General features: G+C 42.0%; 17 protein-coding genes and 1 pseudogene. 16 read left to right on the forward strand and 2 right to left on the reverse strand.

The features are described from left to right. Window positions 1-24: 24 nt before the first annotated feature. The 11 genes and pseudogenes from pgi to I2E70_RS10685 form a co-directional block, all read left to right on the forward strand. A pseudogene (pgi, locus tag I2E70_RS05020) lies at window positions 25-501 on the forward strand (glucose-6-phosphate isomerase); the annotation flags it as partial. 265 nt (window positions 502-766) lie between these two features. Continuing rightward, window positions 767-1,855: a hypothetical protein gene (locus tag I2E70_RS05025; protein ID WP_195423767.1), complete on the forward strand. Its 1,089-nt coding sequence runs from the start codon at window positions 767-769 to the stop codon at window positions 1,853-1,855. Window positions 1,856-1,963: 108 nt separating this feature from the next. After that, window positions 1,964-2,671, forward strand: a complete 708-nt coding sequence (locus I2E70_RS05030) for a hypothetical protein (RefSeq protein WP_150906658.1) — start codon at window positions 1,964-1,966, stop codon at window positions 2,669-2,671. A gap of 5 nt (window positions 2,672-2,676) precedes the next feature. Then, entirely contained in the window at window positions 2,677-3,366 is a 690-nt protein-coding gene (locus I2E70_RS05035) for a hypothetical protein (RefSeq protein WP_150906656.1), read from the forward strand. 14 nt (window positions 3,367-3,380) lie between these two features. Further along, a complete protein-coding gene (locus tag I2E70_RS05040) occupies window positions 3,381-4,286 on the forward strand; it encodes a hypothetical protein (RefSeq protein WP_150906654.1) in 906 nt (301 codons plus the stop codon). 39 nt (window positions 4,287-4,325) lie between these two features. Beyond that, the gene (locus I2E70_RS05045; RefSeq protein WP_195423770.1) at window positions 4,326-5,567 is read left to right on the forward strand and encodes a hypothetical protein; all 1,242 of its coding nucleotides are present in this window, start codon (window positions 4,326-4,328) and stop codon (window positions 5,565-5,567) included. A gap of 65 nt (window positions 5,568-5,632) precedes the next feature. Next, window positions 5,633-6,331 (forward strand): 2,3,4,5-tetrahydropyridine-2,6-dicarboxylate N-acetyltransferase, encoded by a 699-nt coding sequence (dapD, locus tag I2E70_RS05050; protein ID WP_003016885.1) that lies wholly within the window; start codon window positions 5,633-5,635, stop codon window positions 6,329-6,331. 58 nt (window positions 6,332-6,389) lie between these two features. Continuing rightward, window positions 6,390-7,523, forward strand: coding sequence for an N-acetyldiaminopimelate deacetylase (locus I2E70_RS05055; RefSeq protein WP_195423773.1), 1,134 nt, complete (start codon window positions 6,390-6,392; stop codon window positions 7,521-7,523). 109 nt (window positions 7,524-7,632) lie between these two features. Continuing rightward, window positions 7,633-8,172 carry a 5-formyltetrahydrofolate cyclo-ligase gene (locus tag I2E70_RS05060; protein ID WP_195423776.1) on the forward strand — a complete coding sequence of 180 codons (540 nt, stop codon included), beginning with the start codon at window positions 7,633-7,635 and terminating at the stop codon, window positions 8,170-8,172. Next, the gene (locus I2E70_RS05065; RefSeq protein ID WP_049491404.1) at window positions 8,156-8,833 is read left to right on the forward strand and encodes a rhomboid family intramembrane serine protease; all 678 of its coding nucleotides are present in this window, start codon (window positions 8,156-8,158) and stop codon (window positions 8,831-8,833) included. Before I2E70_RS05060 ends, I2E70_RS05065 begins: the two co-directional genes overlap by 17 nt. Window positions 8,834-9,250: 417 nt before the next feature. Continuing rightward, window positions 9,251-11,797 carry a C69 family dipeptidase gene (locus I2E70_RS10685; protein ID WP_195423779.1) on the forward strand — a complete coding sequence of 849 codons (2,547 nt, stop codon included), beginning with the start codon at window positions 9,251-9,253 and terminating at the stop codon, window positions 11,795-11,797. A 63-nt stretch (window positions 11,798-11,860) separates the two neighbouring features. Here I2E70_RS10685 and galU read toward each other — a convergent pair whose 3' ends face one another. Further along, entirely contained in the window at window positions 11,861-12,769 is a 909-nt protein-coding gene (galU, locus tag I2E70_RS05075; RefSeq protein ID WP_003008975.1) for a UTP--glucose-1-phosphate uridylyltransferase GalU, read from the reverse strand. Between the two features lie 45 nt (window positions 12,770-12,814). After that, window positions 12,815-13,831: an NAD(P)H-dependent glycerol-3-phosphate dehydrogenase gene (locus tag I2E70_RS05080; RefSeq protein WP_049482561.1), complete on the reverse strand. Its 1,017-nt coding sequence runs from the start codon at window positions 13,829-13,831 to the stop codon at window positions 12,815-12,817. 272 nt (window positions 13,832-14,103) lie between these two features. On the opposite strand from I2E70_RS05080, the gene I2E70_RS05085 reads away from it, so the two are divergent. From I2E70_RS05085 to pgfM1, 5 genes are all read left to right on the forward strand, one after another. After that, window positions 14,104-14,793, forward strand: coding sequence for a gamma-glutamyl-gamma-aminobutyrate hydrolase family protein (locus I2E70_RS05085; RefSeq protein ID WP_195423782.1), 690 nt, complete (start codon window positions 14,104-14,106; stop codon window positions 14,791-14,793). Window positions 14,794-14,907: 114 nt separating this feature from the next. Beyond that, window positions 14,908-16,911: a DUF2079 domain-containing protein gene (locus I2E70_RS05090; RefSeq protein ID WP_195423785.1), complete on the forward strand. Its 2,004-nt coding sequence runs from the start codon at window positions 14,908-14,910 to the stop codon at window positions 16,909-16,911. A gap of 162 nt (window positions 16,912-17,073) precedes the next feature. After that, window positions 17,074-19,104 (forward strand): Ig-like domain-containing protein, encoded by a 2,031-nt coding sequence (locus I2E70_RS05095; RefSeq protein WP_195423787.1) that lies wholly within the window; start codon window positions 17,074-17,076, stop codon window positions 19,102-19,104. Window positions 19,105-19,175: 71 nt separating this feature from the next. Next, window positions 19,176-20,135, forward strand: a complete 960-nt coding sequence (gene pgfS, locus I2E70_RS05100; protein ID WP_070661704.1) for a glycosyltransferase PgfS — start codon at window positions 19,176-19,178, stop codon at window positions 20,133-20,135. Between the two features lie 17 nt (window positions 20,136-20,152). Beyond that, entirely contained in the window at window positions 20,153-23,080 is a 2,928-nt protein-coding gene (pgfM1, locus tag I2E70_RS05105) for a glycosyltransferase PgfM1 (RefSeq protein WP_195423792.1), read from the forward strand. Window positions 23,081-23,193: the final 113 nt, after the last annotated feature.

Genomic DNA, 23,193 nt, shown 5'->3' on the forward strand with positions numbered 1-23,193 from the left:
GATGCATCCATAAGGTGTGCCTGAACAGAAGGAAAAGACCAAAAAGGTATTTACCCAACTTCAGCAAACTTCTCAACAGACTTGCACTCATTGGGTCAATTTATCCAAGAAGGAACTCGTATCATGTTTGAAACAGTTGTCCGTGTGGACAAACCACGTAAGAACGTGATCATCCCTACATTGGAAGAAGACCTTGATGGACTTGGTTACCTTCAAGGGAAAGACGTTGACTTTGTAAACAAAAAAGCAACTGACGGTGTTCTTCTTGCCCACACAGACGGTGACGTGCCAAACATGTACGTAACTCTTCCTGAGCAAGATGCCTTCACTCTTGGTTATGCCATCTACTTCTTCGAGTTGGCCATCGCCCTTTCAGGTTACTTGAACGCGATTAACCCATTTGACCAACCAGGTGTTGAAGCTTACAAGAAAAACATGTTTGCCCTTCTTGGTAAACCAGGATTTGAAGAACTTGGAGCAGAACTCAACGCTCGTCTTTAATTGATGGATAAAACGATCTCGCAAGAGGTCGTTTTTTTACTTGCTAAACAAACTCATATTTTTGTCCCCTGGAATCAATTATAAAAACACGATCTAGTTATGTTTCTCGATCATATGGTAATCTGATTGCGATTGTCACCCTTCGAAAGAAATTTTAATAGAAGTTTCTAAAAGGTCCGATCTTTTTCAGTCTAAACAGACAGGAGTTGGTCCTTGCTTGGTTTTATGTTATAGTAGAAGAGAAGAATAAAAAGGAGAATTCGAAATGTCCGAGAAAGATCAAGAACAATTTATGAAACATACTCCCGTAGAGGGTGCGCCTCAATTTGATGTGGCTGCGCCAGCCTTTGTCCCAAAAGAAGAAGCCGAAGACTTGGTCGTTCCAGAAGCTAGTGGTCTTTCAGTGACGGAGACGGAAGCAATGAAAGAAGAGGCAGACAAGCTAGCTATGTCAGAAGCAGTGGAGCTTCCAAAGGTGGATGAAGTGACTGTTGGAGAACATCCGGATGTAGTTGCCGCTCCCCAACCGACTCCTCCATTCCAGCCTGCGCCTCAAGCTCCTCAAAACATGGCAGCTGAACCAATTGGTCCGCAAACAGTGCCTGTTCCTGAGACACCTATTCCACAAGCTCCTCTTTCTCCTGTTGGAAGACCGATGGATACTGCAGACAAGAAGGCGATTCGTTTTGCCCTTGGGATTTTAGTTGGGCTTCTTATCGGTGGAGTCAGTGGTTATTTGATTGGTCATGCTAGCCCTAGCACGTCATCATCTAGAAAGCAGACTTCTTGGTCAGGTAACCAGTCTGGTTCGTCTTCCAATATCGATTTGGATCAATTGACCGCAGAAGACGCGGAAGTTGATTTTAGCTGGAAACAGTCTGATATCGAGCAACTTCAGTTTTTAACAGGAAGTGATGCTGGGGAGACTCCTGAGGAAATGATTGAAGCTTATGGGAAAGCTAGCTCCGTTCAATTTGAAAGTGGAGAATTGAAATTATTTTGGGATGATAACTCTTATAATAAAGAGGTCAAAGCGACTTACTCTAAGAAAGGGAAAGAATTCCAGCTTGTCAAATTTGAATTTAATCAATTTGGGAAAAATCTTACGGTTGAGGACAACTTTGCAGATGGATTCAAAGTTGGAAATAGTGAGACCGGTGCTGGAGGAACCTCTTACAAAGAGCTTTTAGAAAAATACGGTGATGCAGTCAATCTGACGGTGAGTTCATCTGATGATTCAGACGAGATAGAATTGGTCATGGACTTCCAAAAGAAAAACGGGGACTATGTAGATTTGACCTTTATTCGCCAAGAAAATGGAGATTTTCTCTTGAGCAGTAAAGACAGCTACTAAATCACTGAATAAAAGAAAGAGGCAAGCGCCTCTTTTTTGGGATAAGACGAGACAAATACGCTAATTTTCTATACAATAGAAAGAGTTTGAATAGAAAGAGCATGAAGGATGGAAGAATTGAAACAGTGGATAGAACATCATAAGCGGATCCTCCAAAAAGCTGCAAGTGCTTTGCTGGCTTTTATGGTTGGTGTTTGCTTGGTGTTTATGATTCATCCAGTGAAAACCTTGCCCAAAGATCGCTTGTTGAGTTTGTCTCGCATGCAAGAAGACAGCCAGCAATTTGTTGCGTCTTCTTCCAAAGAGCCGGCTTTAGAAGACTTGTTGTCATTGGACCTTGCAAGGGGAGAAGGAAAGACACAAAAAAATTGGGTGACTTTATCTGCATTCGTCAAAAAAATTGGAAAAGCAGCGAGTTTTACACAAGAAGATACGAGTTTTGGAGCGCAAGTCCAGCTAGGCTATGGGACTCCTGTGCAGGGGATTCATCCTTATACCATAGAATTTCAAAAGCAGGATGATACTTTTTATTTGAGCTCGATTCAAGGCTTTGCGCCCCAATCGGCTCACTATCAGAGCAAAAAGAACTTAAAACTGGCAGATTTTACAGGCTATCAGACGCTAGATGGAAAAAAGGAAAAGGGGACAGCAGTAGAAGATGTCTTGAAAAAATCAGGTCTTCCCAATTCTCTTAGTTTGACCTCTGCAAAGGACAAGCAAGTCCTAGCCCTGTCTTATCAGGTGACAGATGGACTGGTCTCTTTAACCTTTGAACGTGACCAGAGTGGTCAATATCGTTTGGCGAAGAAGGGGTGAAGCAGATGATCGAGTGGATGAAAAAGAATCGAAAAGAACTCTTGCTGCCGTTTTTGTGTTTTGTTTTAGGAGTGTTACTTGCGATTGCAAGCATCCAGGTGCAAGAGCAAGGAACCGATACCAAGGAGGACCAAACCCTGACTCATTTCCAGCCAAAGGATTACAAGAATTTGGTCAGCAAGGAACAAGAAATCAAACAGTTTAAATGGACCATCGAAGCTGTGGCAAATTTGAAAGTTCGTCTTAAGCAGAGTCAGCAACCAGGAACCCGCTTGGAAACAGTTGTGACGGAATGGGGAAAAGCTCAAAAAGTTCGCTACACTAAGACAGCCCAAGGGGATAAAACGGTTCTCGTCTTAACCTATGCGGCTAAGCAAACCGATCAGGGCAAGAAAAGTGTAACCTTGTGGTTTGAACAGGAAAAAGACCAGGGGTATCGCTTGACAATGGTGGATGCGACGAATTTGTTGGATGTAAAAGAGAAGACAAACAGTGAGAAAGAAATCACTACTGAAAAAGAGAAAAAAGGTACAGAATTCGCCCAGCTCATTAAGAAACTAGGAAATCCCCAACGATTGGTCTGGGGGGAAATGCCAGATGGCGGAATGGGCTATCGCGCGACTTACCAGCTACCAGGACAGCCAGAAGTGGTGATGGAATTCAAGAAAAAAGCCAAGAAATTGGTGTTGGTATAAGAAAGGAGACATCATTGGACGATCAACGGACAGACATCAAGGCAGCTTCCTCTCACCAGGGTGGGAGCCGCTTGATTTCAGAGGCTGACCTTGCTTCAATAGGGATGGACAATCATCAGGATACTAGAAGCCATTCAGATACGATGGCGTCTTCCCCTTCTTCCTCAAAAGAGGGGATTGGTTCGCTTTTGCGATTTTTTGGGTGGTTCGCCTTGTTAATGGCTTTTGTGTTTGTGCTTCAAAACGAAGTTAATAAAAGCTCTTCTTCATCTTCTTCGAGTGAGGGGATCAATGGTTTATCACGTGATGGTATCAGAACGGAATATCTGACCAGTGAAAATAGTTCTTATATCGCCTCAGCTAATGAATTTCAATTTCAGCCAACCTATGAAAAGGCCATGTCTCTCATTCCTAATTTTGCAGTGGAAGAAAAAAAGACCTCTTTTGGGACGGTAGACCCACAAGATGTCGTTGCAGCATTAGGTAAAGCGAGGAGTGGGGAAGCAACGTATAGTGATAGCAGTTCCAGTCCCTTTTTGCTGACATTAGATTACCAATCAAAGGATGCAGATGGGAAGGTTCTTCTTGAAAAAACAGGTGCCTTTTACAGGATCTCTCTTTTAAGTTTGAAACACTTAAAAAGTGACCGATTTGCGAATAAGAATGGGAGCTTGACGAAGGACGATTTTGCCACTATCAAGGTCGGAATGCCTTATTTGGACCTACTCAATACGGTAGGGATTCCGGATGAAATATATGTATCTGGGCTTTTAGGTTACGGGGAAGCGCCTTCCTTTACCTATCGATTATCGGATTCTCAAACGGTTCAAATCCATTTTGATAGCCGGCAAACCATCAAGGATATCAAATCGAAAGAGGTAGCGACCACACCAGCTTCCTCTACATCTACAGCACAGTAAAAAAATCAGCCGAAGCATTTTAAATAAAAGGAGAGGACAATGGGAAATAAAGACTGGTCGCATCTACGAAATGAGCACCAGAGTCGGTTTTCGAAAGGCCAGCCGAAAGAAGCACCCTTAGAAAAAGGAAGTCCTGAGAAGCTAGAAGATACGCTCACAAAAGAGCCAGAAGTGGTAGAAGTCCCTGCTTTTCAGGAAGAGGTGAAACAAGAAGAGGAACGAAAAGACGAACCAGCGATTGGTGTGAAGAAGGAATCGTATGATCCAAAGGAAGGCTCATTTGCTACACCTGAAGACGAATCAGCTCAGGTCGTTCTTGCTACACCACTAACAGAAGAAGCAAGGTCAGAAACACCAGCACAAGATACAATAGGGCAGTCTCCTTCAGCTGAGAAAAAAGTAGAGCACCAGGGTGGGAGCCGCTTGATTTCAGAAGCTGACCTGGCTTCAATAGGGGGAGGCAGGCATTCAGAACCAAGACAAACGGTACTAGACTCCCAATCGGATTGGGCGAAAACCTACTCTCCTTCCTCTAATAGTGGAGGGTCTTCGCTGGCAGCCTTTTTTGGATTATTGGCCATGCTGGGATTATTTGCCTATCTAGCTTCAGGAGGTATCCATAGTGAGGAACATCCTTCTTCTACTACTAGTGAATACGGAAGCACTGGCCGGTCTTATGGAACCAGAAAGGAAACCTTGAAGAGTGGTACGAGTACCTTGATTGCTCCGGAGGGGGAATTTCAGTTTCAAGTGACCTATGAGAAGGCGATTTCCCTGATTCCTGGTTTAAGTGAGGGGGATCAAGGCCGTACCTCTTCATCTTATCTGTCTCCGCAGGATGTGGTAGCTGTACTGGGCAAGGCTAGTAGTGGGGAAGAAACCTACCAAGAAGGTGGTGTCAGTCCTTTCATGACAAGCTTGGATTATGAGGCTGAAGGATCCCCTTCTTCTGTATCTGTTTTGCTTTCAAATATAATTGGTAGCCGTCTATCTTCTCTTAATTTTGAGAACTTAAACAGTGAGCGATTAGCCAATAAAAATGGCAGTTTGAACAGAGAGGATTTTGCCAATATTAAAATAGGAACCAGCTATGCAGAGCTTGTGAATACCGTAGGAATTCCTAGCCGTGTTTCTTGGTCGAGTATGATGAGTTCAGAGTCTTTTTTAACCTTTCACTATAAACTTTCTGATGCGCGTTTAGTTACGATTCACTTTGGAAGCAATCGCACCATCAGTGAAATAACAGGCCTGGAGGATTCGGCTACAACCACGTCGCCTTAGGTGTTCATCTTACTTGGATTGTGGTATAATATGGATACCTTTAATTGAAATGAATGGAGAATCTTATGACAGCACAAAAAATGTCTGCTCAAGAAATTATCGCTTTTATCGGAAATGCAGAAAAGAAAACAAATGTGAAAGTTACCTTTGAAGGGGAATTGGCAACAGCTGTTCCAGCTTCTGTCACAAAACTAGGTAATGTGTTGTTCGGTGACTGGAAAGATATCGAGCCCCTTCTTGCCAACTTGACAGAGAACAAGGATTATGTGGTCGAACAAGATGGCCGTAATTCAGCTGTTCCCTTGCTTGATAAGCGCTATCTAAATGCGCGTATCGAACCAGGCGCTATCATCCGTGACCAAGTGACCATCGAAGACAATGCTGTCGTGATGATGGGGGCTGTCATCAATATCGGTGCTGAAATCGGTGCAGGAACTATGATTGATATGGGGGCTATCCTTGGTGGTCGTGCAACAGTTGGTAAAAACAGCCACATCGGTGCAGGTGCCGTTCTTGCGGGTGTCATTGAGCCAGCTTCTGCTGAGCCTGTTCGGATCGGTGACAATGTCTTGGTCGGTGCCAATGCAGTTGTGATTGAAGGGGTTCAAGTAGGGAACGGATCCGTCGTTGCCGCTGGAGCTATCGTTACTCAAGATGTCCCTGAAAATGTGGTTGTAGCTGGTGTCCCAGCTCGCATCATCAAGGAAATCGATGAAAAAACACAACAAAAAACAGCACTAGAAGACGCCTTGCGTAATTTATAAGATATTGATAGTAGAGGCCGCAAGGCCTCTATTCTAATCTAATAGAAAGAAGACAACTATGACATTGGATTTAATCAAAATCAGACGGGATTTGCACCAAATCCCTGAAATTGGATTGGAAGAATTTAAAACCCAAGCCTACCTTTTAGAGAGGATCGCAGAGATCACTGCAGGCAAGGACTTTGTAGAGCAGCGGACTTGGCGGACCGGGATCTTGGTTTATCTCCATGGGTCTGCTCCTGAAAAAACCATCGGCTGGCGGACAGATATCGATGGCTTACCGATTGTGGAACAAACGGGCCTTGATTTTGCCTCCAAGCACGAAGGACGGATGCATGCTTGTGGTCATGATATGCATATGACGACAGCTCTTGGGCTGTTGGATCAACTGGTTCAAGTGCAACCAAAAAATAACCTACTCTTTCTCTTCCAACCAGCTGAAGAAAACGAAGCTGGTGGGATGCTCATGTATAAGGACAATGCTTTTGGCGACTGGCTCCCTGATGAATTTTATGGTCTGCATGTGCGCCCTGATTTGAAGGTGGGAGACATTGCGACCAATACGGGTACCCTTTTTGCGGGGACCTGTGAAGTCAAGATTACCTTTACAGGTAAGGGAGGGCATGCTGCCTTTCCACATGAGGCCAATGACACTCTTGTAGCAGCCTCTTACTTCATTACCCAAGTCCAATCGGTCGTGAGTCGAAATGTCGATCCGATTGAAGGGGCTGTGGTGACCTTTGGTTCCATGCATGCAGGAACAACCAATAATGTGATTGCTGAGACAGCCTTCCTTCATGGGACCATTCGGACCTTGACCATGGAGATGAACCTTTTGACTCAAAAACGGGTCAAAGCCATTGCAGAAGGAGTTGCAGCAGCCTTTGATGTGAAATTGGACCTGGAACTCAAGCAAGGAGGTTACCTGCCTGTGGAAAACCAACCAGAAATGGCCAAAGAACTCATGGACTTTTTCACAGCTGAGGAAGACGTAAACCTGATTGATATCCTGCCTGCGATGACAGGAGAAGACTTCGGCTTTCTCTTGAGCAAAGTCCCTGGTGTCATGTTCTGGTTGGGGATTGATACCCCTTATGCCTTACACCATCCGAAGATGAGCCCAAATGAAGCAGCCCTTCCCTTTGCTGTGGAAAACATTGGTAAATTTTTGAAAATGAAGGCCAACCAATAAAGGAATGATTCAACTCCGTCTGGAGTTGGATTTTTTCTTTGTTGTATAAAAACTGTTCGGATCTTTCCTAAAAAATGATACAATTAAAGCTAGACAAAAGGAGTAGGGAATGAAGAAAACACTACGAAAAGAAACCATTGCAGCTATGAAACAGTTGCCAGAATCCGTAAAAACTCAAGCAGATGAAGAGCTGACTCAGCGCCTCTTGGAGCTACCAGCTTTTCAGGAGGCAAAGACCCTTGCGACCTATCTGTCTTTTGGCCATGAAGTTTCCACAGCTGGCTTGATCCAAGCAGCTCTTCAACTTGGAAAACGCGTCTGTGTTCCCCGTACCTATCCACAAGGGCGAATGGAATTTGTGGAATACGATCCTAATATTTTGGAAAAGACACGCTTTGGTTTGCTGGAGCCCAATGAAAAAGGAAAGCTTGTGGATCAGTCAGAGATTGATCTGATCCATGTACCAGGCGTGGTCTTCCAGTCAAAAGGCTACCGAATTGGCTATGGTGGTGGCTATTATGATCGTTATTTGGAAGATTTTACTGGAAAAACGGTTAGTACGATTTATTCCATCCAGCAAGGGGATTTCCAGCCAGATACTTTTGATCAGGCAGTTCAGGAGGTGCTAGTCTATGAAGTTACTCTTTGATCGTCGTTATCCTGTGACCAGTCTCTTGTTGCTCGTCACAACGGCAGTCTTTCTTTCCATGTTTATCCGATTTGGAGGCGACTACCAAACAGGTGCTGCTGTTTACTATAGCGGTGGTATTATTGGAGAGGTTGTGAAAGTCGATCCTAGCCAGTTATGGCGAATCGTAACAGCTACATTTGTTCATATCGGCCTAGAACATTTTGTGCTCAATATGATCACCCTCTATTACTTAGGACGTTTGGCAGAAGATCTCTTTGGATCGAAGGCTTTCTTAGCTCTTTATCTCTTATCAGGCATGATGGGTAATGTCTTTGTAGCTATTTTTACGCCAGATGTGATTGCGGCAGGAGCTTCTACAGCCCTCTTTGGACTGTTTGGGACCATTGGTGCTTTGCGCTTTATTGTCCAAAGCCCCTATATTCGGCACTTGAGTCAGTCCTATACCAGCTTGATTGTGGTCAATTTGATCTTTAGCTTCATGCCAGGAATCAGTATGGCGGGGCACATCGGTGGCTTAGTAGCTGGGGTGATGTTGGCTTATGTCTTTCCAGTAAGAGGGGAAGCTCGCTTTATGAACCGAACCTATCAGATGAGTGCAGCCCTATCTTATCTCTTGCTTTTGCTTTATTTCTTAGGTAAAATCTTGAATCTATTTTAAGAAGAGGCTAGGACAAAAGTCCTAGCCTCTTAATTGTTTTTGGATTGTCGAGCAAGACGCAGTGGTTGAGTGGACTCTACTACGCTGATTTCATCAGCTTTTACAGCCCTACTCAACTGTGCGGAGGTGGGACGACGAAATCGAATTCTAACGAATTACCGATTTCTGTCCCACTCTCTTTTTTTCCTAAAAAATGTAGCGCAATCGTAAACTAACAGAAAATTGTTTGAAATCTCAATAAATATATATAATTTACATAGAAATGAGTTGATAGAAAGATAATTTAGGAAAAAATAGAATAAAAACAAGCCTGGTAAGCGTTTGCAAAAATGAATGAAAAGATGTAAACTGGAGGTATAAAAAATCGGTAATGCTATCCTTTTTTACTAAAAGGAGTATTCGAAAAGGAGATTTGCCATGAAGAAATGGTTGTTTAAACTTTCATTGGTAGCAATGACATTTTTGCTCCTACCAGTTCAAGCCGTTCAAGCCTGTTGTGGCTTTATCATTGGTCGGCAATTGACCAAGGATGGGACTACTCTCTTTGGTCGGACAGAAGATTACCCTTACTATCCAAATGGTGGCAAGCACAACAAGAATTATGTGGTTGTTGATGCGAAGAATTATAAGGAAGGGGATCAACTGGAAGACGAATCCAATGGTTTTACCTATCCACATGCTGCTAGTGAAATGAAATACACAGCGACTTATGACTCTGCTCGTGGAGATGGTAGTAACGGTGCTTTTGGTGAACATGGATTTAACGAAGCTGGAGTTTCCATGACCTCAACTGTTACAGCAATTCCAAACAAAAAGGTTTTGAAGACAGACCCATTGACAGAAAATGGGATTCCAGAAGCTGCTATGTTGGACGTGGTTTTACCACGCGTTAAGTCTGCTCGTGAAGGGGTTGAATTCCTAGCTAAAGTCATTGAAGAAAAAGGATCGGCAGAAGGGAATGTTGTCGTTTTTGCAGACCAAAAAGAAACTTGGTATATGGAAATTCTTTCTGGTCACCAATATGTAGCGGTAAAAGTTCCAGAAGACAAATATGCAGTCTTTGCAAATACTTACTACCTTGGTCATGTGGATTTGAATGACAAGGAAAATGTGATCGCTTCGAAAGATGTCGAAAAAGTAGCCAAAGAATCTGGTAACTACAAGACAGATAAAGACGGTAACTTCCATATCGCTAAATCTTATGGACCAGAAAAATATGCTGAAGGAGACCGTTCACGTACTTACGCAGGAATCACTCTTTTGGATCCAAATTCAAAAGTGACTTATGAAGATGATGAATACGAACTCTTCCGCTCACCAACAGATCCAAACAAGAAATTTACTTTGGAAGATGCCTTTGCTCTCCAACGCAACCGTTTTGAACATTTGAATGGTCGATTTGTTCCAGACGATCAAATTGGTGTCAAGAAACAAGGGGATGATGGTAGCAACGATACTGTTCGGAAAGACCAATACAAGTATGCTTTAGGAAACGAAAACGTCATCGATGCCCATGTCTACCAAATCAATCCAAACCTTCCAAAATCATTTGGTGGTACGTTATGGCTTGGTATGGGACCATCTCGGAACACTCCTTATGTTCCTTTCTATGGAAATGTAAAGGATACCTATAAAGCTTTCAAACCTCAAACTGCTACCTATGATCCGAATTCATGGTATTGGACAGTATGGCATATTGACCAGATGGCCATCAATAATCAAGACCTCTTTGGAAAATCGATTCAAAATCACTGGAAAGCTCTCGAAGAACAATTGATCATTGAACAGAAGGTTAGTGATAGCAAATATGCAGCCTTGAAAGCGGATGAAGCTGCAGCAAAAGCAGTTGAAGATAAAGTGACTGAGGATGCTTTAGCTCGGTCTGAACGTCTCTTCAAACAATTCAAGCAATATGAGTCTGAATTATCTGCAACTCTTAAAGAAGCAGGTCGTACAGATGATCCATACCGTGCATCTTTACCAGATGACTACAAGGATCCAACAGAATCAAGTACCGAGCCAAGCAAGGAAGAAACAAAGCCAAGCACAGAGTCAAGTACAGAACCAAGCAAGGAAGAAACGAAGCCAAGCACAGAGTCAAGTACAGAACCAAGCAAGGAAGAAACGAAGCCAAGCACAGAGTCAAGTACAGAACCAAGCAAGGAAGAAACGAAGCCAAGCACAGAGTCAAGTACAGAACCAAGCAAGGAAGAAACGAAGCCAAGCACAGAGTCAAGTACAGAACCAAGCAAGGAAGAAACGAAGCCAAGCACCGAATCAAGTACAGAACCAAGCAAGGAAGAAACAAAACCAAGCACCGAAGTAAGTACAGAACCAAGCAAGGAAGAAACGACACCAAGCACCGAAGCAAGTACGGAACCAAGCAAGGAAGAAACAACACCAAGTAGTTCAACTACTATTGTTCCTACAAACAGTAACAGTGTTAGTACCGTTGGTCGCCCAGTTTTACCAACAAATTCATATATTTTAGTAGACCAAGCAACAGATATCGTTTTGCAAAACCCTGATTTTGCTCAAGGTGGCTATAGTCTCCTTGTTGAAGTTTTGAAAGATGTCAAAGAACTAGCTGGTAAAGATTACAAGGCATATAATATTCAATTATCGAACCAAAATAATCCTGTACATCAAATTAGTCCAACGGTTGTGACCATTCCAGTCAATGGGCAAAAAGAAGTAGAAGCAGTTTATGGTATCGGTGAAAATGGCCAATTGGAATCCTTCCAATTCCAACTAAATGAAGATAAGTCAGCCGTAACATTTACAACCTCTCATTTCTCAACTTATGGTGTAGTTTATAAATCTGCAGCAAAAATTGAAGTGAAGAAAGGTGAGAAAAAATTACCATCAACCGGACAAAGTATCTCAATCGCGACGATGGTAGGCGGAGTTATTTTGACAGTTTTTGGATTTGGCTACTACATCGAAAAACGTAGAACCCATTAAACGATACAGTTTATAAGATACAACAAAAAAGGAAGTGAGAATGAAATCTCTCTTCCTTCTTTTTTAGTCTGCAGTTTGTTCAGATGCTTCTAATTTTTTTCCAAGGTCGATAATATATTGTTTGAGATCATCTTTGACTTGAGGGTGTTTCAAGGCATAGTCAATCGAAGTTTTCATGAAGCCGAATTTATCACCCACATCGTAGCGCTGGCCTTTAAATTCACGGGCAAAGACTCGTTGGGTCTTATTGAGGGTGTCGATCGCATCCGTCAATTGAATTTCATTGCCGGCACCTGGTTCTTGATTTGCAAGAATATCAAAGATTTCAGGAGTCAAGAGGTAGCGTCCGATAATAGCGAGATCACTTGGAGCATCCTCTGGATTTGGCTTTTCGACAAACGTTTCAACGCTATAAAGACCATTGATACCTTCGCCTTGAGGTGCGATCACACCGTAAGAAGAAACCTCTTCGTGAGGGACTTCCATCACAGCGATGGTTGACGCATGAGTTTCATCGTAGTCGTTCATCAATTGTTTGGTCAATGGTAAGGCATCATCATTAGTGATGTCCATGAGGTCATCTCCCAACATAACGACAAAAGGCTCGTTTCCAACAAAGGCCTTGGCTTGAAGAACAGCGTCCCCTAAACCTCGAGGGTGACTTTGGCGGATGAAATGAAGATTGATCGCTGTTGTATCATTGACCAACTTGAGTAAGTCAGTCTTGCCTTTTTGCTCGAGATTGTATTCCAATTCGAAGTTAGAATCGAAATGGTCTTCGATCGAACGTTTAGCCTTCCCTGTTACGACAAGGATTTCTTCAATCCCAGATTTCAGAGCCTCTTCTACGATGAATTGGATCGTAGGTTTGTCAACGATTGGCAACATTTCTTTTGCCAAAGCTTTGGTAGCTGGGAGGAAGCGTGTCCCCAAACCAGCCGCAGGAATGACTGCTTTTCTAACTTTAGTCATATAGTTTCCTTTCTAAAAGGTATGATTCATTATAGGGTGGTTGACTTATTTCCACTCGTTTTCTTCTTTAAATTCATTGCTCATCATGTGGTGGATGGCTTCGCGGATATCTTTTCCTTCATAGATGACTTGGTAAATGGCTTGTGTAATTGGCATGTAGACATCCAATTCTTGGGCCAGCTCGTGGGCGACTTTGGTCGTAGAGATCCCTTCGATGATCATGCCCATGTTGGCTTCAATATCTTCCAGTTTTTCGCCACGTCCGAGAGCATCCCCAGCTCGCCAGTTGCGAGAGTGAACAGAAGTTCCGGTAACGATCAGGTCACCAACCCCAGACAGACCGCTATAGGTCAATGGGCTAGCTCCGAGCTTAACGCCAAGGCGCGTGATTTCAGCGAGACCGCGCGTGATGATGGCTGCTTTGGCATTGTCACCATAACCAAGACCGTGCAGGGCTCCAGCTCCGACCGCGATGATATTCTTCAAGGCTCCAGCAGTTTCCACTCCGATAACATCTGTATTGGTATAGAGGCGGAAGTAGTGATTGCTAAAGAGTTCTTGAACATAGCGAGCCGCTTCTAAATCTTTTGAGGCTGCTGTAATGAGGGTGATATCCCGTACGATGGTCTCCTCTGCATGACTTGGTCCAGAAACGACCACTACCTCGCTGCGAAGAGAAGCAGGAATTTCTTCTTCAAGGATTTGAGAAATTCGATCGTGTGTACCAGGTTCTAGTCCCTTGGAAGCGTGCATGACTGTTACAGGGTGATCCAGTGTTTCAGCAACTTGTTTCGCCACCAAGCGGGTCACCTTTGTAGGAACGACAAAGAGGATAGCGTCCACACCGTCCAAAGCTGCTTTCAAATCAGTCGTAGCAGTGATGTCTTCGCTAATAACGATGTCTTTGAAATAGCGTTGATTGGTATGAGCGGTATTGATTTCATCGATTTGTTCTTGGATATTTCCCCAGAGACGGACTTCATGGCCGTTATCATTGAGGACTTGTGAAAGGGCTGTTCCCCATGAACCAGGACCCAATACTGCAACGGTTTGTTTTTCCATTGTATCTTCCATTTCTATGTCTATTTTTCAACAAGGCTAGGAATCTAGCGCTTGCGCCTTCGAAACAGCCTAATGTGTGCCTTGAAGGACGATTCTATTTTCCTCTCTATTTTAACATAATATAGGTAAAAAAACTTGTATGATCATCAATTGTTTTGTGAGGAAGGTGAGGGTGATAAATAAAATCTATCACGGTTTTAAAAAATACATATTAGACACTATCACTAATGGGTGGTAAAATAAGTAGTAGTTAAAATGAAGGAGGAATGAATATGTGCAGAACAATTGTTGGAGTATCCGCTAATCTCTGTCCGGTGGACCCGGAAGGGAAAAACCTTCATTCCTCCGTGTCTAGTCAATTTGCGGAAGGAATCCGTCAAGCAGGTGGGCTTCCAATGGTCATCCCGATGGGAGATCTTTCCTTGGTTAAGGACTATGTTGAAACGATTGACAAATTGATCTTAAGTGGAGGCCAAAATGTCGATCCTAGTCTCTATGGCGAAGAAAAAACCATCGAAAGCGATGATTACAATATCGAACGGGATCAATTTGAGCTTGCCCTGCTGAAGGAAGCGGTTCGCCAAAACAAACCGGTTCTAGGAATCTGCCGTGGGGTTCAGTTGATCAATGTGGCTTTTGGAGGAACACTCAATCAAGAGATTGAGGGACATTGGCAAGGACTTCCGTTTGGGACTTCCCATTCTATCGAGACTAAAAAAGGTAGTGTGGTGGAGCAACTCTTTGGTCAGGCTAGTCGGATCAATTCCGTGCACCGTCAAAGTATCAAGGATCTTGCACCAAATTTCCGTGCGACCGCCTTTGATCCGCGCGATCACACCATCGAAGCGATTGAAGCAGTAGACGGCCATCGGATTATGGGCTTGCAATGGCATCCAGAATACTTGGTCAATGAAGAAAAAGGAAATTTAGAACTCTTCCGTTATTTATTACAGGAATTATAAGAAAAAGAGAGGTTGAATTGGTATCAGCCTCTCTTTTGGTATGGTTATTACTATCTAGAAATAGTAAGGGTTTTGTGCTAGAATAGGAACTACAATTGGGAGGTATTGATAGAAATGAAACTTGCTAAGACAATGAACCTTAACTATTTATGGTTGCTTCTAGGTTCTTATTTTGTGGCCATGATGGTCAATCTATTGAGTTTTTCAACAAAGGAATTGTTTCTAGAACTGGGTAAAGTGGGATGGGGCCATACAGTCCTTGCTTTGCTCATTAGTTATCCTATTCTCTGGTTTTTGACGGAGAGCAAGAAGTATATCTGCATACAAAAATTGAATCTCTGGTTCGTGGCAGGTATCCTATTTATTTCTATTTTGAAAAGTCCGAGTCTCTTTATGTCATTGGGCCTAGTGTTGCTCTCACTGGTCTTGTTTCTATATTTTTATTTAGGAAAAGAAACAATCGCTTATATTTTCTTAGCGGTAGATGTCTTGTCTTTTCCGAAATTGTTGCTACAAACCAGTGCCAATCTTCAAGATAAGGAACTGGGAATCTTTACGTTTACGATTTCTGAATCGAAGTTGCCTACTTTGATTTGGCCAGTATTAGTAGCCGTTATCGTTGCCGTCCTGATCGGTTTTCTTCTCTCAAAGGTTTCTTTGGCTAAAGTTAATGAAACCTGGGTTCGAAGACTCACAGTGGTGACAATTATAGGTGGTATTTTCTATGTGCTCTATCTATCGATTGTTGCCTATTATAAGATTAAAGCCAATGCGGTCTCTTCTTTTGATATTGGAATCTTTTCACAGATGTTTGAGAGAATGAGACATGATTTTTCACAAGTTACCACCCTTGAAAGAGATAGGGCCTTATCGCATTTTGGAGTCCATATTTCTCCTATTTATTATTTGATCTTGCCCTTTTATATGCTATTTCCTTATGTGGAAACATTAGATATCGCTCAAACAGTGATTGTCTTTTCTGCAGTTATCCCGCTTTGTTTGATTCTAAAGAAAATACAATTGCCAAAAGTCATGACGCCACTCGTGCTTGCCCTCTTTTTTGTGACTCCGGTCATGACAACGAGTGGTGGATTCCATTTGCATGAAAATTGTTTTTTGCCTCCATTGATACTTTGGTTGTTCTACAGCCTGATTTCTCAGTGGCGTGGAAGAACTATCTTGTTCACCTTGTTGCTCCTTTTCGTGAAAGAGGATGCCTTTGTCTACGTGCTGTCCTTAGGACTTTATTTTGCTTTTCAACGTCGTTTTACCTTCGAGGCCAAGTTTAAAAAGTGGTTGTATCTCAGCTTGTTTGCCTTGCCAATACTTTATTTTGCACTTGCCATGTTCCTCTTAGCAAGATATGGCGAGGGAGCTATGGTTTCTCGATACAATAATCTATTATTAAGTGGCGAAAACGGCCTCCTGATGGTTGTGAAAAATGTAGTCCTAAATCCGCTTTATGTTTTGGGAAGTTTATTTACAGCGAAACGACTTGGTTACCTCTTTTTGGTCCTTTTTCCTTTTAGCTTTTTACCACTGATTCAGCGACGTTGGTCTACCTATTTTCTGATGTTGCCTCTTTTTCTCATTAATTTATTGATGGATTGGCCTTACCAATATGATATTGGTTTTCAGTATAGCTATGGTTCGGTCACGCTTCTATTTTTGATGGCTTTATTGTCTATCGATCAATTAAGCAAGAACCAGTCGGCATCAGATAATGTATTGGTGGCTCTACTAGCTTCTTCCATCATTTTTTCAAGCGCCATTCTATATAGTTTCACGCATAATTGGAGTTTTGAAATCCAATACTATCAAACACGCAAAGACTATTTTGATGGGCTCGAAAAGACCCTGCAGGCTATCCCTAAAGATAAAGCGGTCTTAGCAGCAGGTGGCTATACGCCGAGTCTTCGCAGCCATGAAAAATTGTATGATATTTTCTACCATAATGACAAAAAGCTTGATTCTAAGATTGACATAGTGGTAGTTCCAAGGGAAATGCAAGAGGAAAAAAATGGCTATTCTGAAACAGCCACTCTAAATCTCTATAAAGAATCAGGGTATAAAGAAAGCAACTTATCTACAAAAAATGTGTTGATTTTGGAAAAATAACTGTTTGAAAGAGGAAGAGTTACTTAGAAAAAATTCAGAAGCCAAATAGCCCTTAAATATACAAAAGATGGATTTTTTGTTCAATAATCTTGACTTTCTCACTATGTTTTGCTATATTATATGCGTTGATTTATAAAAAATCAGCCTAGAAAGGGAGAAAAAATGAAAAAGATAGCAGTTTTTTTGTCAATAGTTTGTTCGCTATTGATTGTGTCATTGACACTTTTTTCTAAAACTGTACAGGCGGAAACGCCTAAAAAAGTCGATGTCATCACGGAGATCAAGATCCAAAATAGCAAAGGTGAAGAATTAGCAACCGGTCTAGGTCGTTATGACACTTTCCGTCTGAATGCAAAATTTGCTTTAGAAGGAAAAAATGTTAAAGCAGGGGATACAACTGAAGTCACTATCGATGGACCAATCGATATCAAGTCTCAGGATTTTGAAATCAACGATACAATCACTGGTAAAAAGATTGCCGATGCAAAAGTTGATGCAAAAACTGGTAAGATTGTCTTGACATTCACAGATTTCGCTCAAACGAAAAATGACGTTTCAGGTTCATTCTTCTTCTACGCTGGTGTTAACAAAGATAAATTCCCAAATGATGGTGAAGTTCCTGTTAAGGTTTCTGTTAACGGTAATGTAAAATTCAACGGTAAAGTAACAAGTACAACAGTTGGTGAAGGTAAACGTTACACAATCATCAAATCTGGTTGGGATAATGGAGATCACAAAAACCTTGGATTCCGTATCTCTGTAAACAGAACTAACGAAGCAATCAACAATGCAGTCCTTTCAGATTCAATAGCATCAGCAGGGGTTACCTACAAAGCTGGCAGTTTCAAAATCTTCAAAGGTACTTGGGTATACAGTGGTGGTAAATGGACGCTTACAAATAAACAAGACGTTACTGCTAACTATACAGTAAATGCAACAGATAAGTCATTCTCTATTGACTTTGGTAATATTTCTGCTAACGATCACTTTGCAGTAGAATATGAAGCAGTTGCTAACTATGAAACTGTTGACGGCGAACAAATTAAGAATACAGCGACAATCAAAGGTGATAACAAAGAGGAGTACCCTTCAAATAGTAAAGTAAACATCCAAATCGCTGGTGGTGAAGGTGTCGGTTACGAATTTAGCATTCAAGTGAAAAAAGTAGACGAAAACGGTGCTCCACTTAAAGGTGCGAAATTCCAAGTTATCCGTGCAACTAACCAAGATATCATTGGTGAGTTTGAGTCAGATGCTAATGGTGAATTCACTGTTAAGAACATCTTGCGTGACAAATACATCATTAAAGAAGTTAAAGCTCCAGAAGGTTATGAGTTGGCAGCTGATACTGTAGTTGAAGCTGGTGAATTCAAAACACCAAAAGCTCCTGTAGCTAAGAATATTGTAGACCAAAAAACAACTACAACAACTACAACAACCACCACGACTACAACAACCACAACAACTACTGCAGAACCAACAACCACCACCACGACTACTGCAGAACCAACGACAACGACAACAACTACTGCAGAGCCAACAACCACAACGACGACTACTGCAGAGCCAACGACAACCACAACGACGACTACTGCAGAGCCAACGACAACCACAACGACTACTGCAGAGCCAACGACAACCACAACGACTACTGCAGAGCCGACGACTACTACAACTACGACAACAGAAGAGCCGACGACTACTACAACCACGACAACAGAAGAGCCGACGACTACTACTGCAGAGCCAACGACAACTACAACAACTACTGCAGAGCCAACCACCACGACGACGACTACTGCAGAGCCAACCACCACAACAACGACTACTGCAGAACCAACGACAACGACGACGACTACTGCAGAGCCGACAACCACAACAACGACTACTGCAGAGCCAACTACAACTACAACGACTACTGCAGAGCCAACTACAACTACAACGACTACTGCAGAACCAACCACCACCACCACAACAACGACAACTCCAGAGAAACCGGTGACTCCAGGAAGTGAAGAATCAACGACGACGACCACGACTGGAAAACCAGGACCAAAAGGTGGAAACAATGGAGGAGGGCGTAAAGTGCTTCTTCCTAATACAGGTGAAGTTGTAGCAACTGGATTTGTATTCTCAGGAGCCTTTGTGTTAGCAGGTGCAGTCGTATTGAAACGAAAATTGTCTATTAAATAAACAATGAGTTTCTATATAAGGGGAGAGCATGAGCTCTCTCTTTTTTGGGAATGTATTATGGAGAAAAAGGGATGAAATTATCAATCTTAATAACCCTCTTGAATGAGGAGCTGGTACTTCCTCAAACCCATCGTGAAATTTCTAATCAGCTTGAGCAAATGTTAGGGAAAGAACTCTCTGATTATGAAATCCTCTACATCGATGATGGAAGTAGTGACAAGACCTTTGAGTTAATTGAAGAATTTGCAAGAGAAAACGACCGCATCAAATATATCCGTTTCAGTCGAAATTTTGGACGAGAGAGTGGCATCTTGGCTGGTTTTAAATATGCCAGTGGGGATGCGGTGATGGTCATGGACGGAGATCTCCAGCATCCACCATACTTGATTCCCTTATTCTTAGAAGCTTATAATGAGGGCTATGATATTGTTAGTGGCCAACGAACTCGTGAAGGAGAATCTTTTGTAGGAAGTTCCTTTGCACGTTTGTTTTACTTCTTGTCAAATCGCTCCATGGATGTGCACCTAACAGATGGAAAATCTGAATTAAGACTGGTTAGCCGAAAAGCGATGGAAGCCTTTGTGTCAATGCCAGAGTACAATCGCTTTAATAAAGGTTTGTATGAATGGATTGGTTTTAAAGAGAAAGTAATTCCTTATAAGAATGAAACCCGTAAGGCTGGAAAGAGCAAGTTTGGTTTTAAGAAATCTTTGAATTATGCGATTCAAGGAATTATTTCTTTTAATGATCGTCCTCTCCGTGTTTGTATTCAATTCGGTTTCATCTGTTTAGGGCTGGCTCTATTATATCTAGTTTTTGAGTTGATGAAATATATCTTCGCTGCTGGGAATTATGTGAGTGGTTATTTCACAACGATTGCGGCTATTATATTATTTAGCGGAGTTCAACTCATCTCCATCGGAATTCTTGGAGAGTATATTGGCAAGATCTATTACGAAGTGAAGCGTCGTCCTCATTTCATTATTGAAGAGACTAATATCGAACAAGCGAAGAAAAATCATATCGGCTAAAGAAGATAGGAGAAAACATGTTAATCTGGTTCATGCGTTGGCAAGAGTTTTGGAAAAAACATCCAAAGAAAGTTCTCTATGCTGCAAGTGCCCTGCTCCCAATGACCATCATGCTCATTGTGTGGGCTTTTATAGGGATGTATCCTTTTGGAAGCAAGAGTCTGATGGCTGTTGACTTTGGACAGCAATATATCAGTTTCTTTGGCTTATTAAAAAATGCCATCTTGACGGGGGATCTATCTAGTTTGAGTTATTCTTTCACCAAGTCTCTTGGTGGAGATATGATCGGTGTGCTCGGCTACTATTTAATGAGTCCCTTCAACATCATCTATATTCTAGCTCCTCTCAAATATTTTGGAACAGCAGTATTTTTAACCATTTGGCTCCGCTACGGGGCAATCGGTCTATCCTTTGCTTTCCTTTTAATCAAGCGCTACAAAGGATTAGAATCTAGAAAATGGTTGGTTCCATTATTCTCGACAGCCTATGCCTTGTCAGGGATGTTGGTTTCCTATCAGATGAACATCATCTTCTATGATGCCATGATCATGCTGCCAATTGTGATTGTGTATTTGGAAGAATTATTAGATGGGAAATCTCCTTATCGCTATGCTTTTGCTCTGGGATTGACGGTCTTACTTCAGTTTTACATGGGCTATATGATCTCCATTTTCATCGCTCTGTATGCTTGCTACTATGTATCGCCAAGATTGCTGATTGAAGGGGATCTGAAGACAAAGATTAAAAACTTTAGTATCCCTTTGTTGCAAGCGGTGATCTATTCGATTATTGGGATTGCGACAGCTTCAGTCTTGCTCTTGCCTGTATTTTTCAACCTGATTGAAAGTAAGGGGCAAGTTGGAGGAGGCATGAGCTTCTCATTTGCCTTCCAAATTAACCCTTTGGATATTCTTTCTAAGTTGGTTGTTGGTGGCTTTGATACAACATCAGGCTGGTCAGCGGGTCCCAACCTTCCCAATATTTATATTGGAGCGCTCGGCTTTCTTGGTTTTATCTTTTATTTCCTATCGCAAAAAGTTGGAAAAGCCAAAAAATGGGCTGCAGGGATTGTTACCCTCATTTTCCTGATTTCCTTTGTCAATGAATTTGTCAGTAAGATATGGCATATGGGACAAAACCCAGCCGGTTTCTTCTTCCGTTTTTCTTGGCTGTTTTCATTCTTTATGCTTGTCCTAGCTTATCAAGCGATGAAGCAGAAGATCGTTATTTCCAAACGAACCAACTGCATCATCGGCTTGGGCTTGCTCTTGTCGGTAGTTTATCTCTATTTTCATCAGTATAGTTTTATCTCAAAGACTCAACCGCAAGCGATCAGCCGTTTCCTCTCTAAGTTCTCTATTCTAAGTGTTCTGGGAATAGCAGCGGTGACCTGCTTCATCTTCTATGCGTATTGGGAAAAATCTCAGAAGAGCCAATTGGAAAAAATGATCCGAATGGCTCTAGCAGCGCTCATCTTAGTGCTAGCTGCTGTCTTATTAAAGACAAGCTATCTCTTGTCGCAAGTGGGGATTACAGCGATGCTCTATCTGAGCATTCTCTTTATCCTAAACTTTAAGATCTCACGTTTATCCATGATTGTCGTATCTGTGCTCACAATCTTTGAGTTTGGCTATAATGCCTATTTGTCCCAAGTAACATTTGGGTATGATGATGTGCACAAGTTTGCAGATGCGACCGTTTCGGTCAAGCGCGTGACAGACAATATCCAAGAAAATGCAGATCAAAAATTCTATCGGATTGCCACAGATTTTGCCTACTCCAGAACGGTTCCTTCCTTGGTGTCCTACCCGGGTCTAAGTACCTTTAGCTCAAGTTTGGAACGTAGCACCATGGATCACTTTGCTTTCATGGGAGATCTTGGAGTCAACGCGGCGACCCAATATTCAAACGGGACACCTTTGACAGATGCTTTATATGGTGTTCGTTACTTTATGAGTGCCAAGGATTTTGATCCTAAGGAGATTGAAGCCAATCCGGATAAGATGTACTTTTATCGATTTACAGACCGCTTTGATCTGCATCGCTATTTCACAGACAAGGTCTATGAGGACAAGCGTTATGTCGTCTATAAGAATCCAAATTCCTTTCCACTTGCATACGGGACTAACAGTCTGGTAAAGAATATTCAATTTGGTGCCAATAATGCCTTTGCTAACCAGAATATTATTTTGAACTCCATGGAGGGGCATCAAAAGGCCAATAATGATACCGTTGAGTACTTTAAACCCTTGGCGTTCAGCTCGATCGAGACAGAAAATGTGATCGAAGAAAAGGTTAATAAGGAAACGGGAGAAGCCATCTATAAGAGAGCGGATTCGTCAAAAGATGCTATTATTCGTTATAAGGTCACTCCACGTACTAATTACACCTATTATTTCTTTACTCCTGTATCTTTGATCCAAAACCAAGATTACTCGGTTTTACTCAATAATAAATGGTTGCTCAATGCTAAAATTTTCACGCAAAGACAAATTTGGCAGTTGACAGATCAAACTGAAAACCAAGAAACGGTTATTGAATTTAGATTTAGAACAGATCACATCGATATGAGCAATGCAGGTGTTTATCGTGCCGATATTGATCAGATTCAACAGGTATTAGAAAACCGGAAGAAACAAGGTTTACAAGTAACCAAGTTTTCAAATACCCATATTGTTGGTGATGTGTCTATCACAGATGATAGTAATTATATGATGACTTCTATTCCATACAGCGATGGCTGGAAAGTGAAAGTGGATGGGAAGTTTGTCAAAACCGAAAAAGCATGGAATGCATTCTTATCGTTCCCAATCTCAAAGGGAAATCATAAGGTTGAATTCGTCTTTAGACAAAAAGGCGTGATCCTGGGTGCCTTGTTATCTATTGTTTCTGTTGCTTACCTCGTCATTCAAATGAGAAGAAGCAGAAGTGATGAAGGACAATAAGGTGTGAGAGTATCAAAAACTGTGATCAACACAAAAAAGAGAGTGGGACAGAAATCGGTAATTCGTTAGAATTCGATTTCGTCGTCCCACCTCCGCACAGTTGAGTAGGGCTG

Source organism: Streptococcus parasanguinis, from assembly GCF_015556095.1.
GTDB lineage: Bacteria > Bacillota > Bacilli > Lactobacillales > Streptococcaceae > Streptococcus > Streptococcus parasanguinis_Q.